General features: G+C 72.5%; 17 protein-coding genes. 6 read left to right on the top strand and 11 right to left on the bottom strand.

The window, feature by feature from the left end; genetic code table 11:
• The first annotated feature begins 22 nt into the window (after positions 1 to 22).
• The gene (locus tag ASC82_RS08355; protein WP_056643804.1) at positions 23 to 1,156 is read left to right on the top strand and encodes an Mrp/NBP35 family ATP-binding protein; all 1,134 of its coding nucleotides are present in this window, start codon (positions 23 to 25) and stop codon (positions 1,154 to 1,156) included.
• Positions 1,157 to 1,201: 45 nt separating this feature from the next.
• Here the strand turns inward: ASC82_RS08355 and ASC82_RS08350 are convergent, their stop codons facing one another.
• The 5 genes from ASC82_RS08350 to sigE form a co-directional block, all read right to left on the bottom strand.
• Positions 1,202 to 1,828: a hypothetical protein gene (locus ASC82_RS08350; protein ID WP_056643802.1), complete on the bottom strand. Its 627-nt coding sequence runs from the start codon at positions 1,826 to 1,828 to the stop codon at positions 1,202 to 1,204.
• Between the two features lie 74 nt (positions 1,829 to 1,902).
• Complete coding sequence (locus ASC82_RS08345) at positions 1,903 to 2,346, bottom strand: sec-independent translocase (RefSeq protein WP_056643799.1); 444 nt, start codon at positions 2,344 to 2,346, stop codon at positions 1,903 to 1,905.
• Between the two features lie 104 nt (positions 2,347 to 2,450).
• Entirely contained in the window at positions 2,451 to 4,205 is a 1,755-nt protein-coding gene (locus tag ASC82_RS08340; RefSeq protein WP_056643797.1) for a trypsin-like peptidase domain-containing protein, read from the bottom strand.
• Between the two features lie 76 nt (positions 4,206 to 4,281).
• The gene (locus ASC82_RS08335; protein ID WP_199862499.1) at positions 4,282 to 5,217 is read right to left on the bottom strand and encodes a zf-HC2 domain-containing protein; all 936 of its coding nucleotides are present in this window, start codon (positions 5,215 to 5,217) and stop codon (positions 4,282 to 4,284) included.
• The gene (gene sigE / locus ASC82_RS08330; protein WP_079039157.1) at positions 5,214 to 5,972 is read right to left on the bottom strand and encodes an RNA polymerase sigma factor SigE; all 759 of its coding nucleotides are present in this window, start codon (positions 5,970 to 5,972) and stop codon (positions 5,214 to 5,216) included. The genes ASC82_RS08335 and sigE overlap by 4 nt, the downstream gene beginning before the upstream one ends.
• Positions 5,973 to 6,114: 142 nt before the next feature.
• On the opposite strand from sigE, the gene ASC82_RS08325 reads away from it, so the two are divergent.
• Positions 6,115 to 6,780 carry an O-methyltransferase gene (locus ASC82_RS08325; protein WP_024759307.1) on the top strand — a complete coding sequence of 222 codons (666 nt, stop codon included), beginning with the start codon at positions 6,115 to 6,117 and terminating at the stop codon, positions 6,778 to 6,780.
• A gap of 135 nt (positions 6,781 to 6,915) precedes the next feature.
• Here ASC82_RS08325 and ASC82_RS29370 read toward each other — a convergent pair whose 3' ends face one another.
• Complete coding sequence (locus tag ASC82_RS29370; RefSeq protein ID WP_017239934.1) at positions 6,916 to 7,083, bottom strand: DUF3117 domain-containing protein; 168 nt, start codon at positions 7,081 to 7,083, stop codon at positions 6,916 to 6,918.
• Between the two features lie 312 nt (positions 7,084 to 7,395).
• Here ASC82_RS29370 and ASC82_RS08320 point away from each other — a divergent pair, with 312 nt between their 5' ends.
• On the top strand, positions 7,396 to 8,199 hold the full coding sequence (locus tag ASC82_RS08320) for an enoyl-CoA hydratase-related protein (RefSeq protein ID WP_056643792.1): 804 nt from the start codon (positions 7,396 to 7,398) through the stop codon (positions 8,197 to 8,199).
• A 33-nt stretch (positions 8,200 to 8,232) separates the two neighbouring features.
• Here ASC82_RS08320 and ASC82_RS08315 read toward each other — a convergent pair whose 3' ends face one another.
• Together ASC82_RS08315 and ASC82_RS08310 are read right to left on the bottom strand one after the other, a co-directional pair.
• Positions 8,233 to 8,817 (bottom strand): DNA-3-methyladenine glycosylase I, encoded by a 585-nt coding sequence (locus ASC82_RS08315; RefSeq protein WP_056643790.1) that lies wholly within the window; start codon positions 8,815 to 8,817, stop codon positions 8,233 to 8,235.
• On the bottom strand, positions 8,814 to 9,137 hold the full coding sequence (locus tag ASC82_RS08310; protein WP_024759310.1) for a hypothetical protein: 324 nt from the start codon (positions 9,135 to 9,137) through the stop codon (positions 8,814 to 8,816). The genes ASC82_RS08315 and ASC82_RS08310 overlap by 4 nt, the downstream gene beginning before the upstream one ends.
• 102 nt (positions 9,138 to 9,239) lie before the next feature.
• On the opposite strand from ASC82_RS08310, the gene folP reads away from it, so the two are divergent.
• Entirely contained in the window at positions 9,240 to 10,100 is an 861-nt protein-coding gene (gene folP, locus ASC82_RS08305; protein ID WP_056643787.1) for a dihydropteroate synthase, read from the top strand.
• A 118-nt stretch (positions 10,101 to 10,218) separates the two neighbouring features.
• Here folP and ASC82_RS08300 read toward each other — a convergent pair whose 3' ends face one another.
• Both ASC82_RS08300 and dapE read right to left on the bottom strand, forming a co-directional pair.
• On the bottom strand, positions 10,219 to 10,968 hold the full coding sequence (locus ASC82_RS08300) for a TIGR00730 family Rossman fold protein (RefSeq protein ID WP_056643785.1): 750 nt from the start codon (positions 10,966 to 10,968) through the stop codon (positions 10,219 to 10,221).
• Between the two features lie 84 nt (positions 10,969 to 11,052).
• Positions 11,053 to 12,147 (bottom strand): succinyl-diaminopimelate desuccinylase, encoded by a 1,095-nt coding sequence (dapE, locus tag ASC82_RS08295; RefSeq protein WP_056643783.1) that lies wholly within the window; start codon positions 12,145 to 12,147, stop codon positions 11,053 to 11,055.
• Between the two features lie 29 nt (positions 12,148 to 12,176).
• On the opposite strand from dapE, the gene ASC82_RS08290 reads away from it, so the two are divergent.
• Both ASC82_RS08290 and ASC82_RS08285 read left to right on the top strand, forming a co-directional pair.
• The gene (locus tag ASC82_RS08290; RefSeq protein ID WP_107105855.1) at positions 12,177 to 13,151 is read left to right on the top strand and encodes a hypothetical protein; all 975 of its coding nucleotides are present in this window, start codon (positions 12,177 to 12,179) and stop codon (positions 13,149 to 13,151) included.
• A gap of 302 nt (positions 13,152 to 13,453) precedes the next feature.
• Entirely contained in the window at positions 13,454 to 13,903 is a 450-nt protein-coding gene (locus ASC82_RS08285) for a hypothetical protein (protein WP_056643779.1), read from the top strand.
• 66 nt (positions 13,904 to 13,969) lie between these two features.
• Here the strand turns inward: ASC82_RS08285 and ASC82_RS08280 are convergent, their stop codons facing one another.
• Positions 13,970 to 15,064 carry a bifunctional succinyldiaminopimelate transaminase/glutamate-prephenate aminotransferase gene (locus ASC82_RS08280; RefSeq protein WP_056643777.1) on the bottom strand — a complete coding sequence of 365 codons (1,095 nt, stop codon included), beginning with the start codon at positions 15,062 to 15,064 and terminating at the stop codon, positions 13,970 to 13,972.
• Between the last annotated feature and the right edge of the window lie 35 nt (positions 15,065 to 15,099).

Below are 15,099 nucleotides of genomic sequence, written 5' to 3'. Positions count from 1 at the left end.
TCGGCGCCGTACCATCGTCGGTATGGCTATGGAAGACGCGGTGCTCGAAGCACTGGCGACGGTGAACGACCCCGAGATCAACAAGCCCATCACTGAGCTCGGCATGGTCAAGTCGGTGGAGGTCCAACCGGACGGCAGGGTCGCCGTCACGGTCTACCTGACCGTCTCCGGCTGCCCGATGCGCGACACGATCACGCAGCGCGTGACCGAGGCCGTCTCCCGCGTCGAGGGCGTCACCGCCGTCGACGTCACGCTCGACGTGATGAGCGACGAGCAGCGCAAGGAGCTGGCGGCGGCGCTGCGCGGGACCGGCGCGGAGCGCGAGGTGCCGTTCGCGAAGCCGGGCTCGCTGACCCGGGTGTACGCGGTCGCCTCCGGCAAGGGCGGCGTCGGCAAGTCCTCCGTGACCGTGAACCTCGCCGCGGCGATGGCCGCGGACGGTCTGAAGGTCGGCGTCGTCGACGCCGACATCTACGGCCACAGCGTGCCGCGGATGCTGGGCGCGGACGGCCGTCCGACCCAGGTCGAGAACATGATCATGCCGCCGTCGGCGAACGGCGTGAAGGTCATCTCCATCGGCATGTTCACCCCGGGCAACGCCCCGGTGGTGTGGCGCGGCCCGATGCTGCACCGCGCGCTCCAGCAGTTCCTCGCGGACGTGTACTGGGGCGACCTGGACGTCCTCCTGCTCGACCTGCCCCCGGGCACCGGCGACATCGCGATCTCGGTCGCGCAGCTCGTGCCGAACGCGGAGATCCTGGTCGTCACGACCCCGCAGCAGGCCGCGGCCGAGGTCGCCGAGCGGGCCGGCTCGATCGCCGTGCAGACGCACCAGAAGATCGTCGGCGTCGTCGAGAACATGGCGGGCCTGCCGTGTCCGCACTGCGACGAGATGGTCGACGTGTTCGGCACGGGTGGCGGCCAGCGCGTCGCGGACGGGCTGACGCAGACGACCGGCACGAACGTCCCGGTCCTCGGCTCGATCCCGATCGACGTCCGGCTCCGCGAGGGCGGCGACGAGGGCAAGCCCGTCGTCCTCTCCGACCCCGACTCCCCGGCGGGCGCGGCCCTGCGCGCCATCGCGGGCAAGCTCGGCGGCCGCCAGCGTGGCCTGTCCGGCATGAGCCTGGGCATCACGCCGCGCAACAAGTTCTGAGCATGAAAAGGGGCGCCCCCGCTGGGGGCGCCCCTTTTCATGCCGTCAGGCGTACGCCTCAAGGTCCTTGATCTGCGAGAACCCCAGACCGTACGCGCTCATGCCCCGCCCGTACGCCCCGAGGTGCACCCCCGCCGCCGAGCCCGCCAACACCCAGCCGAACTCCGACTCGCGGTAGTGGAAGGGCATCGGCACCCCGTCCACGGGGAGCGACAGCGTCGACCAGGCGGGCCCGTCGAGGTCGTCGGCGAGCTCGAAGGCCGTCTCCGTCTGCTGGTCCAGCCAGTTGTCCCGCATCCCGTGGTCGAGCGACGCGGGCCAGGTGTGGACCAGGAGCCCCGAGCCGGCCAGCCAGGCGGCGGACGAGACCGTCGTGGCGTCGAGGACGCCCGTACCGTCCCCGGTCCGCCGGACCGGGCTCGCGGCGACCGTCACCACGACGGCGAAGCGCTCCTTCTCGGCAGCGCGCGCGTCCGACTTTATGGACGGCTCGTCACCGTGCCCCGTAGAACCGTGCTGCACGCTGCCGTCCGCGGCCGTGCCGACCTGCATCAGCCAGCGCTGCCCGGTGAAGGCCTCGTCGAGGCCGTACCAGGCGAAGGGCGCGCGCAGAAAGCCCTCGGGCGTACGCCGGGCCGTCGGTACGCCCTCCACCCGACTCGTGGTCTCCATCTCGGCCGCCTCCTCGTTCCGTCAACAGAGGGAGGATAGCCACCGGGACGCGTCGGGTCGGTGACAGCCCGTCGTCAGGTCGCGTCGGAGTCGTACGGCGGACGCTCTCCGGTGTCCGGCTTGTCCTGCTTCTTGAGGAGGTCCGGCGTGCCGGCGGCGGCGCTGCCGTTGACCGCGGCGGGCGCGGCCTCGCGGCCGTGGACCGCGTCGGCGACGTCGTTCATCTCCTTCTTGAGGTCGAACGACCCGCGAAGCTCCTTGAGCTCCTTGAGGTCCTCGTTCCCCTCCAGCTGCTTGCGGAGGAACGTCTTGGGGTTGAGGTCCTCGAACTCGAAGTCCTTGAACTCCGGCCCCAGCTCGCTGCGGATGTCCTCCTTCGCGCTGTCCGAGAAGTCACGGACCTTCTTGATGAAGCGCGAGACGTCCTGGATGACCTTCGGGAGCTTTTCAGGCCCGAAGACGAGCACGGCGAGGACCACGAGGGCCACCAGCTCGAGTGCGCCTATGTCGCTGAACACCTAGTAGCTCCTTCACGCCGGTCCAGGGCCCGGTCCACGGTACCCGCCGAAACTGTCGGACGGGTACCTCCCGGTGTCCGCCACATGGCACTCGCGTGCCGCACTCACGTGCCCTGCGACGAACCAAGGGTCAACGTCTTCGTCAGTTCCTTGCCGCCACGGGTCAGGGTGAGCCGCAGTTTGTCGCCGGGGCGGTGGGCGCGGATCTTCACGATCAACTCCTCGCCGTTGTGCACCCGCTGGCCGTCGACCTTGGTGATGACGTCGCCGGGCCGGAGCCCCGCGGAGGCGGCCGGGCCGCCGGGGGTGACGGAGGCGGCGCCGTCCTTACCCTTCTCGCCGACGCGGGCCCCGTCGCCGTTGAACTGCATGTCGAGGCTCACACCGATGACGGGGTGGGTGGCCTTGCCGGTGTTGATGAGCTCCTCGGCGACCCGCTTGCCCTGGTTGATCGGTATGGCGAAGCCGAGGCCGATCGAGCCGGGCTGGCCGGCGCCGCCCCCGTCGCCGTCGCCGGAACCGCCGGCGGCGCGGATCGCGCTGTTGATGCCGATGACCCGGCCCTTGGAGTCGAGCAGCGGTCCGCCGGAGTTGCCGGGGTTGATCGGCGCGTCGGTCTGGAGGGCGTCGACGTAGCTGATGTCGGTGCCGTCGCCCTTCTCGCCGCCGGCGGTGATCGGGCGCTCCTTGGCGCTGATGATCCCGGAGGTCACGGTGTTGGAGAGGTCGAAGGGGGCGCCGATGGCGACGACGGGGTCGCCGACGCGGACGTTGTCGGAGTTGCCGAGGGGCAGCGGCCGGAGGCCGGAGACGCCGGTGACCTGGACGACGGCGAGGTCGTAGCCGGTGTCCTTGCCGACGATCTTGGCGCGGGCGGTCTCGCCGCTGGAGAAGGTCACGGTGATGTCCCCGGAGGACTCGGCCGCGTCGACCACGTGGTTGTTGGTGAGGATGTGGCCCTTGGTGTCCAGGACGAAGCCGGTGCCGGTGCCGGAGGAGCCGCCGCCGCTGACGTGCAGGGTGACGACGCCGGGCAGCGCGCTGGCGGCGATCCCGGCCACGCTCTCGGGGGCGCGGTCGGTGTCCCCGCCGTCGGCCTGGGGCAGCTCGACGGTGGTGAGTCCGCCGTTCCGCTCGACGTAGGCGCCGATGCCGCCGCCGATGACGCCGGTGACGAGGGCGAAGACCAACGCCCCGGCGAGCGCGAGGCCCTTCCGGGACTTCTTCGCGGGCGCCGGCAGGACCCCCACGCCGCCGACGGCCCCGCCCCAGGGGTCGTACTGCATCCACGGGGCGGTCCCGCCCTGCTGCGGCGGTACGGGCGGTACGGCGGCCTGCTGAGGCGGTACGGGGGCCACGGGGCCCGGTGCCTGCGGCGGTGCGGGTGCCTGCGCCTGCGGGGGCACGGAGGCCGCCGGGTGCTGCACGGGCGGCGCGGGCGCCCACGGGCCGGGCTCGCCGTAGGGCGGCGTCCGGTACTCGTCGGGCGCGTGCAGGGGCTGGGGGGCGGGCTGCGCGGGCGCCGCCGGGGCCTGCGGCGCGTCGGCCACGGGCGCGTCTGCCACGGGCGCGTCGGCCGGCTGTTCCTTCGTCAGCAGGACGGCGGGCACGGGCTCCGGCTCGGGTCCGGGTGCGGACTCGACCTCGACCGCGGGCGCGGGCGCGGGCCGGGACACGTCAGAGATCTCCGTGGTCCCGGCATCGGCCACGGCCTCGGCCTCGACCGGCGGCTGGGGCGCGGGCAGGGGGAAATCACCGTCACCGTCGTCACCGCCGTCGGCCGGGGGCGGCGAGGGTATCTTCGCCGCCTCCGGCGCCGTCGAAGGCCGGCTCCACCAGTTCGGCTTACCGTCGTTCATGCTCTCCCCGCAACCGCTGACCCGTCCGCGCCCCTGGCTCGGGCGCCCCTGTCCCTGGATTCAACCAGGTCGCGGGTCAGCGGTGGGAGCCGAGCGGTGCGTTCGTCGGGCTCGCCGCCGGGCTGGGACCGGGGGCGAAGGCCAGATCGAGGGCCGGACCCGTCGGGCGTATGAACGGCGAGAGCGCGAAGAACGACTGCGCGGCCTGGTTCTGCAGGCGCACGGCCACCAGCGGAGCCCTACCGGAACGCACCGCGTCCGGCGGGATCGCGCCCGAGGGGACGGTGCCCGCGGGGGCCCGGCCGGCCGGGGCGCCCGTACGGGCCGCGAGGGGCGTGAGCGGCTCTTCGGCGACGGACTGGGCGCCCGCGCCCGTACGTTCCCCGGAGCGGGTGCCGCGCGACGCGGTGCTCGTGCCCTGGGCGCCGCCCGAGGCCGTGGCGCGCAGCGGGGTGACCGCGCTGCCCGTGCCCTGCCCGCCGCGTCCGCTCGCGCTCACCGAGGTCTCCACCGGCATCGTGCCGCCGAGGGCGATCGCCGCGAAGGAGACCGCGCTGGCCGCCGCGAAGGCGAAGCGCCGGCCGCGCCCGGACGTGCCGGAGGCGCGGTCGCCGACCTCGTGGATGCGGAAGCCGGTGCCGGGGTGCGGGGTGACGACGGCGGCGGTGGCGAAGCCGTCGGACTTCAGGGCCGCCTTGCCGAGCAGTTCTTCCAGGGGCCCTCGCGGGGCCCCGGGCCCGCCGGAGCCGCCCGAAGGCTCACCTGGTCCCCCGGGGAGTCCCTGGAGCCGGGCGAGGAAGCCCTCGGAGGGCGGCGGGGGCGCCGCGGAGGCGAAGACGCTCTTCACGGTGCGCTGGGCGTCGGCCTCGGCCTTGCAGCGCGCACAGGTCGCGAGGTGCGCGAGCACCCGCTCCCGGGCGTCGTGGCCGAGCTCGCCGTCGACGAGCGCCGCGAGCCGGTCCCCGAGGTGGTGTTCCGCGGGGGTCGGTGACGAGGGACGGGTGCCGCTCACGCTGTCCCTGCCTCCCATCCGACGGAGGCGAGGGCACGCTCCGCCCGGGCCTCGGGCGAGCGGTGCTTGAGGGCCTTGCGCAGGTGGGAGCGCCCGCGGTGGATCCGGCTGCGGACGGTGCCGAGCTTCACGCCGAGGGTCGCGGCGATCTCCTCGTACGAGAGTCCTTCGATGTCGCAGAGGACGACCGCGGCACGGAACTCGGGCGCGAGGGTGTCCAGGGCCTGCTGCACGTCGGCGTCGAAGTGGGTGTCGTTGAACACCTGCTGCGGGGACGGCTCACGGCTGGGCAGCCGCTCGGCGGCGTCGTCGGCGAGCGCGTCGAAACGGATGCGCTGCTTGCGACGGACCATGTCGAGGAAGAGATTGGTGGTGATGCGGTGGAGCCAGCCCTCGAAGGTGCCCGGCGTGTACGTCGACAGCGAGCGGAAGACGCGGACGAAGACCTCCTGGGTGAGGTCCTCGGCGTCGTGCTGGTTGCCGGTGAGGCGGTAGGCGAGGCGGTAGACCCGGCCACTGTGCGTGCTGACGATCTCCTCCCAGGTGGGCGGAGTCCACGCCTGCGATTCCGCATCCGATGCGAAGGTCGCGGTGGTGGGAGCGGAGTCGATGGTGCGGATTCGGTCAGCGGTGTCGGTCACGGATTTCGGCTCACCCGCCGACCTGAGAAGACGCCGAAGCACTCCTCCCCGATCCCCAGGCGCAGCCGCACCTCCCCTGTCGGCTCTGGTGGTGTCCAGTGGAGCCCCTACCATAGCCACCTCGCCCGTTAGCTCCGGATAAGAATCTTTACGCGAATTTGGAACCGGCTCGCCCGGCTGCCGCCGGCCGCGTCCCGCCTCCAGTGAACGCGCGGTCCCATCTGCGGGTTCCCGCTGACAGCGGATACAGTCACCGTTGCGTCAACTACGGGGACAGGAGAGGGCCATTACCGCCAACCGGCAGACGAGCTGGTCGTTCGCCGACGCCTTTGTCGCCGAGGACGAAGCTCTGCGCTGGGCCCGGGACCGGGCCCGGGAGGCAGGGCTGCCCTCGGTGTCGCCCGGCACCGGTGGCGCGCTGCGCCTGCTCGCGGCGACGGCGGATGCCAAGGCGGTGGCGGAGATCGGGACCGGCACGGGCGTGTCGGGCATCTACCTGCTGCTCGGGATGCGGCCCGACGGAGTCCTGACGACGGTGGACCTCCAGCCGGAGCGCCAGCAGTTCGCGAAGACGGCGTTCCGTGCGGCGGGCTTCGCGGGGAACCGGGCCCGGTTCATCCCCGGTCGCGCCCTCGACGTCCTGCCGCGGCTCGCGGACGGCGGATACGACCTCGTCTTCTGCGACGGCGACCGTCTGGAGTACCTGGACTACCTCGCTGAATCGTTGCGCCTGCTGCGACCTGGCGGTCTCGTCTGCTTCGAAGGCGTTTTCGCGGACGGCCGGACGGTCGACTCGGCGGCCCAGCCGGCGGAGGTCCTGCGGGTCCGCGAGCTGCTGCGCACGGTCCGGGAGAGCCAGGAGCTGCTGCCCTCGCTGCTGCCGGTGGGCGACGGCCTGCTCTGCGCGGTGCGCCGGGGCTGACGCCCCGTTCCTCCTGAAGGCCCGCGTTGTTTCTCCTGAAGCCCGCGTTTCCCCTGGGACAGCCCCCGGACACACCTCTGCCCCGGCACGGTCGAACCGTCCCGGGGCAGTGGCGAGGAATCGTCGAGGGTCAGGTCAGCCGACGACCTTCTTCAGGGCGTCGCCCAGCGCCTCGGCCTCACCCGGGGTCAGCTCGACGACAAGCCGACCGCCGCCTTCGAGCGGAACGCGCATGACGATGCCCCGCCCCTCCTTGGTCACCTCGAGCGGGCCGTCACCCGTCCGCGGCTTCATGGCCGCCATGCTTGTTCCCCTTCCTGAAACCAGCTCATCGTCAGCCGGGCAGCTCTTTGATGCGGAGCACGCTTCACCGGCTTCGAACACATTGCTTCCAGGTCATTATCCCGCATCGCAGGACCCGATGACCAACATCGATCTGCATCGCTTGCGCAACGCGCTCTCGCAAAACCCCACATTTCGGCGATCGGGCTGCGATACTGCGCCGCCCCGGAGTGCACCGACGGCCTGAATTCTTTGACGCAGCTCACATGGGCGGGGCGGGTGATCTCCGCCATGCTGGGCAGGTCAACCACGCAAAGAGGCGAAGGGAACCCCATGGCCGACACGGTGCTGTACGAGGTGAGCGACGGGCTCGCCACCATCACGCTCAACCGGCCCGAGGCCATGAACGCGATGAACGTGGCGACGAAGGTCGCGCTCCGGGACGCCGTGGAAACGGCAGCGGCGGACACCGCCGTACGGGCCGTCCTGCTCACCGCGGCCGGTGACCGGGCCTTCTGCGTCGGCCAGGACCTCAAGGAGCACGTGGGTCTGCTCATGGCGGACAAGGAGTCCGGCACGCGCGACACCATGAACACGGTCCGGGACCACTACAACCCGATCGTCCGGGCGCTCACCGGCATGCGGAAGCCGGTCGTGGCGGGCGTGAACGGCGTCGCGGCGGGGGCGGGCTTCGGCTTCGCGCTCGCGGCGGACTACCGGGTCGTCGCGGACACGGCCGCGTTCAACACGTCCTTCGCGGGCGTCGCGCTCACCTCGGACTCGGGCATGTCCTGGACGCTGCCCCGGCTGATCGGCGCGAGCCGGGCGTCCGACCTGCTGCTCTTCCCGCGCTCCATCTCGGCCCAGGAGGCGTACGAGCTCGGCATCGTGAACCGCCTGGTCCCGGCCGCCGACCTCACCGCCGAGGCCACGAAGGTCGCCCGCGCCCTCGCGGAGGGCCCCACGGTGGCCTACGCGGCCCTGAAGGAGTCCCTGGCCTACGGCGCGGACCACTCCCTCACCGAGTCCCTGGAGAAGGAGGACGAACTCCAGTCCCTCGCGGGCGCCTCGGAGGACCACACGATCGCCGTCCGCGCCTTCATCGCCAAGGAGAAGCCGAAGTACCTGGGCCGCTAGGCCACCCCTAGGGCCTGTGCTCCGGGGCGGTGCCTACCGGCCGCCCCGGGCCACGCATCCCTCCACGTGGTCGTCGACCAGTCCGCAGGCCTGCATCAGGGCGTAGGCCGTGGTGGGGCCGACGAAGCGGATGCCGCGCTTCTTGAGGGCCTTGGCGAGGGCCGTGGACTCGTCCGTGACCGCCGGGACGTCGGAGACCGAGCGGGGGGCGGGGCGGCCGGGGTCGGGGGCGTGGGACCAGATCAGGGCGTCGAGCTCGCCCGGGGACCAGGTGGCGAGCAGTTTGGCGTTGGCCAGGGTCGCGTCGACCTTGGCGCGGTTGCGGATGATGCCCTCGTCGGCGAGGAGGCGCTCCCGGTCGGCCTCGCCGAAGCCGGCGACGGAGTCGATGCGGAAGCCGTCGAAGGCCCGCCGGAAACCCTCGCGGCGGCGCAGGATCGTGATCCAGGAGAGGCCCGACTGGAAGGCCTCCAGGCAGAGCCGCTCGAAGAGCTCGTCGTCGCCGTGGACCGGGCGGCCCCACTCCTCGTCGTGGTACGCCACGTAGTCGTCGGTCGACAGGCCCCAGGGGCAGCGCAGCCGCCCGTCCGGGCCCGGGACCGGTCCGCCCTCCGTCATGAGCGGTCGTCCTCTCCCTCGCCGGCGGACGCGCCCGCGAGCGCCTCCTCCAGCTCGGCGATCCGGGAGTCCCGCTCGGCGAGTTCGGCGCCGAGGCGCACCAGGACGTCGTCCACGTCCGCCATCCGGTAGCCGCGGACCGCGACGGGGAGGCGGAGCGCCTCGACGTCGGCGCGGTCGACCGGGCGGGCCACCGGGAGGGGGTCGACGAGCTGTTCGGGCGCCACCTCCGGCAGCACCTCGCTGTCGCCTCCGCCGACCACCGCCAGAGTCACCGCGGCCACGACCACGACCATCGTGATGAGCAGAAACCAGAACACCTGCGCGCCTCTTCCCGGAGTGGAATTAGTCCCGTGCCGATCGTGCCATGCGCCACTGACGGTTAGGGTCGCAGCGAACGTACGCGAGGGAGGACAAAAGGGATGCTGCGCTTGGGACGGCGTGAATTCGGGCCGCACGAGCCGGTGATCATGGCGATCGTGAACCGGACCCCGGATTCTTTCTACGACCAGGGCGCCACCTTCCGCGACGAGCCGGCGCTCGCCCGCGTGGAGCAGGCCGTGGCCGAGGGCGCGGCGATCATCGACATCGGCGGGGTGAAGGCGGGCCCCGGCGAGGAGGTCACGGCCGAGGAGGAGGCCCGGCGGACGGTCGGTTTCGTCGCCGAGGTCCGCAGGCGCCACCCCGACGTGGTGATCAGCGTGGACACCTGGCGCGCGGACGTCGGCGCGGCGGTCTGCGAGGCCGGGGCGGACGTCCTGAACGACGCGTGGGGCGGGGTCGACCCCGGGCTCGCGGAGGTCGCCGCCAAGTACGGCGCGGGGCTCGTCTGTACGCACGCGGGCGGCGCGGAGCCGCGGACGCGGCCGCACCGGGTCGCGTACGAGGACGTGATGGCCGACATCCTGCGGGTGACCGTGGGGCTCGCGGAGCGGGCGGTGGCCCTCGGGGTGCGGCGCGACGGGATCATGATCGACCCGGGGCACGACTTCGGGAAGAACACCCGGCACAGCCTGGAGGCGACGCGGCGGCTCGGCGAGATGGCGGAGACGGGGTGGCCGGTGCTGGTGTCCCTGTCGAACAAGGACTTCGTCGGCGAGACGCTCGACCGGCCGGTCAAGGAGCGGGTCCTCGGGACGCTGGCGACCACGGCCGTCTCCGCGTGGCTGGGGGCGCAGGTGTACCGGGTGCACGAGGTCGCCGAGACCCGGCAGGTCCTGGACATGGTGGCGTCCATCGCCGGGCACCGGCCGCCGGCTGTCGCCCGGCGCGGGCTGGCTTAGCGGGGCGGGTGCGGGAGGGGGTGGGGGCGCCTGCGGCGGGCTCCTCCCCCACCCCGCCCCTTCCCGAAACCGGGGCTCCGCCCCGGACCCGCGCCTCAAACGCCGGCGGGGCCGACTTCTACTTGCCGGTCTCCTTCGTCACCAGCGCCACCGCCTCGTCCACGTCGTCCGTGACGTGGAAGAGGAGCAGGTCGCGCTCCGACGCCTTGCCGCCCGCGACGACCGAGTCGCGCAGCCAGTCGACGAGGCCCTTCCAGTACTCCGTGCCGAAGAGGACGATCGGGAAGCGGGTGACCTTGCGGGTCTGGACCAGGGTCAGCGCCTCGAAGAGTTCGTCGAGGGTGCCGAGGCCGCCGGGCAGGACGACGAAGCCCTGCGCGTACTTCACGAACATCGTCTTGCGGACGAAGAAGTACCGGAAGTTCACGCCGATGTCGACGTGCTGGTTGAGCCCCTGCTCGAAGGGGAGCTCGATCCCGAGGCCCACCGAGACGCCCTTGGCCTCCCTGGCCCCCTTGTTGGCCGCCTCCATGGCGCCCGGGCCGCCGCCCGTGATGACCGCGAAACCGGCCTCGACGAGCGCCCGGCCGATCCGGACGCCCGCCTCGTACTCCGGCGAGTCCGGCTTCGTGCGGGCCGAGCCGAAGACGCTGATCGCGCTCGGCAGTTCGGCGAGGGCTCCGAAGCCCTCGACGAACTCGGACTGGATGCGCATGACCCGCCAGGGGTCCGTGTGCACCCACTCCGAGTCGCCCTCGGTGTCGAGCAGCCGCTGGTCCGTGGTGCCCGACTGGACCTGATCCCGGCGCCTCAGCACCGGCCCCAGACGCTGCTCCTCGGGCTTCGCCATTCCCTCGGGAATGCCCATGGCCTGCTCCCTCCGCCGATCCACTGATCTTCTGGTCCGGTCAGCGTAGGACGACAGAGGTGACGAAACGCGAAATTACGGAAGTCAGGCAGTCAGCCAGTCGCGGAGTCGTGCCTCGCAGTGGTGGATCCTGTCGACGGGGACGTGCTCGTCGCGCTTGTGCGCGTAGATCGGGTCGCCGGGCCCGTAGTTGACCGCCGGCACGCCGAGGGCGCTGAAGCGGGACACGTCGGTCCAGCCGAACTTGGGCTGGGCGCTGCCGCCGACGGCCTTCATGAAGGCCTCGGCTGCGGGGTGGGAGAGGCCGGGCAGCGCGCCGGGGCTCTCGTCGTCGATCACGAAGTCGGCGATGTCGCAGTCGGCGAAGAACTCGCGGACGTACGCCAGCGCCTCGGCCGGGGAGCGGTCGGGGGCGTACCGGTAGTTGACCGTGACGGTGCAGGCGTCGGGGATGACGTTGGTGGCGACGCCGCCCTGGATCGCGACCGCGTTGAGGCCCTCGTGGTACTCCAGGCCGTCGATGACGGGCTTGCGCGGCTCGTACGCGGCGAGGCGGGCGAGGATCGGGGCGGCGGTGTGGATGGCGTTGGAGCCCATCCAGGAGCGCGCGGAGTGGGCGCGCTCGCCCGCGGTGTGCAGGATGACGCGCAGGGTGCCCTGGCAGCCTCCCTCGACCTGTGCGTCGGAGGGCTCCAGGAGGACGGCGAAGTCGCCCTCCATCCAGTCGGGGTGCGCGGCGGCGATCTTCCCGAGGCCGTTGAGGTCGGCGGCGACCTCCTCGTTGTCGTAGAAGACGAAGGTGAGGTCGCGGTTGGGCTCGGGGACGGTGGCGGCGATCCGGAGCTGGACGGCGACGCCGGACTTCATGTCGCTCGTGCCGCAGCCCCAGAGGATGCCGTCCTCGTCGAGCCGCGAGGGGACGTTGTCGGCGATCGGCACGGTGTCGATGTGGCCGGCGAGCACGATCCGCTCGGCGCGGCCGAGGTTCGTACGGGCGACGACGTTGTTGCCGACGCGGTCGACGGTGAGGTGCGGCAGGGCGCGCAGGGCCTGCTCGATGGCGTCCGCGAGCGGCTGCTCCGTCCCGCTGACGGACGGGAAGTCGACGAGTGCTGCGGTGAGCGCGGCCCCGTCCTGGGAGAGGTCCAGCCGGGTCTCGCGCGGAGTGATGTCAGCCATGTGCCGACCCTAACCCGGCCTCCAGTACGGTGGGCCCCGTGTCCGAGCCCACCCGCCCCGTCCGTCGCGGCCGCCCCGCCCGCCGTGGCCGTCTCGCCCGTTCCGCGGCCGCCCTCGCCGCGCTCCTCGGTCTGGCCTCGTACGTGGCCTTCCACCAGGTGACAGGGAGCAAGGGCACGCCGCGGTGCAGTGTCGGAACCGGTGAGAACCGGTACGAGTTCACGCCGGACCAGGCGTCGAACGCGGCGACGATCTCGGCGGTCGGCACCTCTCGGGGGCTGCCGGAGCGTGCGGTGACGATCGCGCTCGCGACGGCGCTCCAGGAGTCGGCGCTGCGGAACATCGAGCACGGCGACCGGGACTCGCTCGGTCTGTTCCAGCAGCGGCCCTCGATGGGCTGGGGGACGCCGGCGCAGATCATGGATCCGGTGTACTCGGCGGGGAAGTTCTATGAGGGTCTCGAGAAGGTTCCGGGGTACTCGCGGCTGCCGCTGACGGTGGCGGCGCAGAAGGTGCAGAAGAGCGGTTTCCCGCAGGCGTACGCGAAGCACGAGCCGGACGCCACCCTGCTCTCGGCGGCGCTGACGGGCCGGGCCCCGGCCGCTCTGAAGTGCACGGCGAGCGATCTGAAGGGCCCGCCGGGCGATCCGGAGCTGGTGCGCAAGGAGCTGGTGCGGGCCTTCGGCGAGAAGGCGGCGCCGAAGGCGGTCACGGGCGGGTCGAGCGCGGGCCGGTCGGCCACGGAACCGCCGGTGCTCGTGGTGCCGGTCCGGACGGCATCGGGCGCGGGTACGGCTCCGGGGGCCGGGACGGACGAGCGGCGCGGCTGGGAGCTGGCGCAGTGGGCGGTGGCGCGGGCGGATGAGCTGCGCGTCACGGAGGTCGCGTTCGGGGACCGGGTGTGGCGCGCGAGCGACTCGTCCGGCGGCTGGGAGAAGGCCTCCCCGACGGCTGCCGGTGCCGCGTCCGACGCGGGTTCGGTCCGCCTCCGGCTCGCTCGATAGCCGGTCACCCGTACGGTCGTTCACTCCTCCGTGGCATGCTCGCGGACGGAATTCCGAGAAATTCGCACGCACTCCGGGCGGGCATTTCGGCGTCGGGTCGCGACACCTCAACTCCCTTGCGACGCAAGGGAAGTGACGGTTCGGCAGGCATCCACACAATGAGACGTTCGTCCGTTTTCCTCCCCACCCGACAATACGACGCATTACCAATCCTTTACCTTCGACCGCCGCAACCTCTCCCACCCCGGAACCGGTTGTCACTGCGTCCGAACACCACTCGTCGCACCTGTCGAAGGAGCACCATGTCCCTCCCCCTGACCCGTCGGATCGCCCGCGCCGCCCTCCTCATCGCGGCCGGAGCAGCCCCCGTGGTCGGTGCGGCCGGCTCCGCGAGCGCCCTTGACCACAGCATCGCGCCGACCGGCGCCCTCGGCGGCATCAGCGCCTTGGACGCCGCCGGTGCGGGCACCGCTGTCGACAGCGGGGCGCAGGCCGCCACCGGCGTCGTCGGCGCGACCGGCAGCGAGGCCGTCGGCACGGCCGTCCCGGCCGCCGGAAAGACCGTCGGCGCGGCGGGCAAGACCGCCACCCCGGCCGCGCAGAAGGTGGCCGGCGAGGCCGCCGGCAGCACCGGCGAGGTCGTCGGCAAGACGGCCGGCGCCGCCGGCCAGAGCGCGCAGGGCCCGGCCTCCGGCGCCCTGGGCGGCGGCCTGCCCGCCGCCCCGTCCCTGGGCGGCCTGCCGATCGGCTGATCATCCGCAGAGACGCGGGAGGGCCCGGGGAGCAGGTGCTCCCCGGGCCCTCCCGCGTGTCGCCGTCTAGCCGAGCCGCTTGACCGCCGCGTCGACGCGCTCGTCCGTCGCCGTGAACGCCACCCGCACGAACCGCTCCCCGGCCTCGCCGTAGAAGTCTCCGGGAGCCACCAGGATGCCCTTGTCCGCCAGGTAGGCCACGGTCTCCCAGCACGGCTCGTCCCGGGTCGCCCACAGGTACAGGCTCGCCTCGCTGTGCTCGATCCGGAAGCCGTGCGCCTCCAGGGCCGCCCGCAGCGCCGCCCGGCGGGCCGCGTACCGCGCCCGCTGCTCGGCCACGTGCGCGTCGTCGCCGAGCGCCGCGACCGTCGCCGCCTGCACCGGGGCCGCGGTCATCATGCCGCCGTGCTTGCGGATCAGGAGCAGCTCGCCGAGCACGGCCGGGTCGCCCGCGATGAACGCGGCGCGGTAGCCGGCCAGGTTGGAGCGCTTGGAGAGCGAGTGGACGGCGACGATCCCCTCGTACGAACCGCCGCAGACGTCCGGGTGCAGGACGGAGACCGGGTCGGCCTCCCAGCCCAGCTCCAGGTAGCACTCGTCGGAGAAGACGAGCACGCCGTGCTCGCGCGCCCAGGCCACGATCCGGGTCAGCTCGTCCTTGCCGAGGACCTTGCCGGTGGGGTTGGACGGGGAGTTGAGCCAGAGCAGCTTCAGACCCGCCGGGTCGAGCTCCGTGGGGTCGTCGTAGACGACCGGCTCGGCGCCGCAGAGCCGCGCGCCGACCTCGTACGTCGGGTAGGCGAGGCGGGGGTACGCCACCTTGTCCCCGGCGCCGAGCCCCAGCTGCGTCGGCAGCCAGGCGACGAGCTCCTTGGAGCCGACCACCGGCAGTACGTTCTCGTGGGCGAAGTCCACCGCGCCGAGGCGGCGTTCGCACCAGCCGGTGAGCGCGTCCCGCAGCTCTTTCGTCCCCCACACCGTGGGATAGCCCGGCGAGTCCGCCGCCGCGACCAGGGCGTCCTGGATCAGCGCGGGGACCGGGTCGACGGGCGTGCCGACCGAGAGGTCCACGATTCCGTCCGGGTGCGCCACGGCCGTCTTCTTGTACGGCTCCAGCTTGTCCCAGGGGAAGACGGGCAGGCGCGAAGAGACTGCGCTCACGGGTTGGCTCTCACTTCCTGTACGTACGGGGAAAC

This window comes from Streptomyces sp. Root431 (assembly GCF_001426585.1).
In the GTDB taxonomy this organism is placed as follows: domain Bacteria; phylum Actinomycetota; class Actinomycetes; order Streptomycetales; family Streptomycetaceae; genus Streptomyces; species Streptomyces stackebrandtii.
Note: the sequence above shows the minus strand (reverse complement) of the source record. Positions and strands in the feature narration are given on the sequence as shown.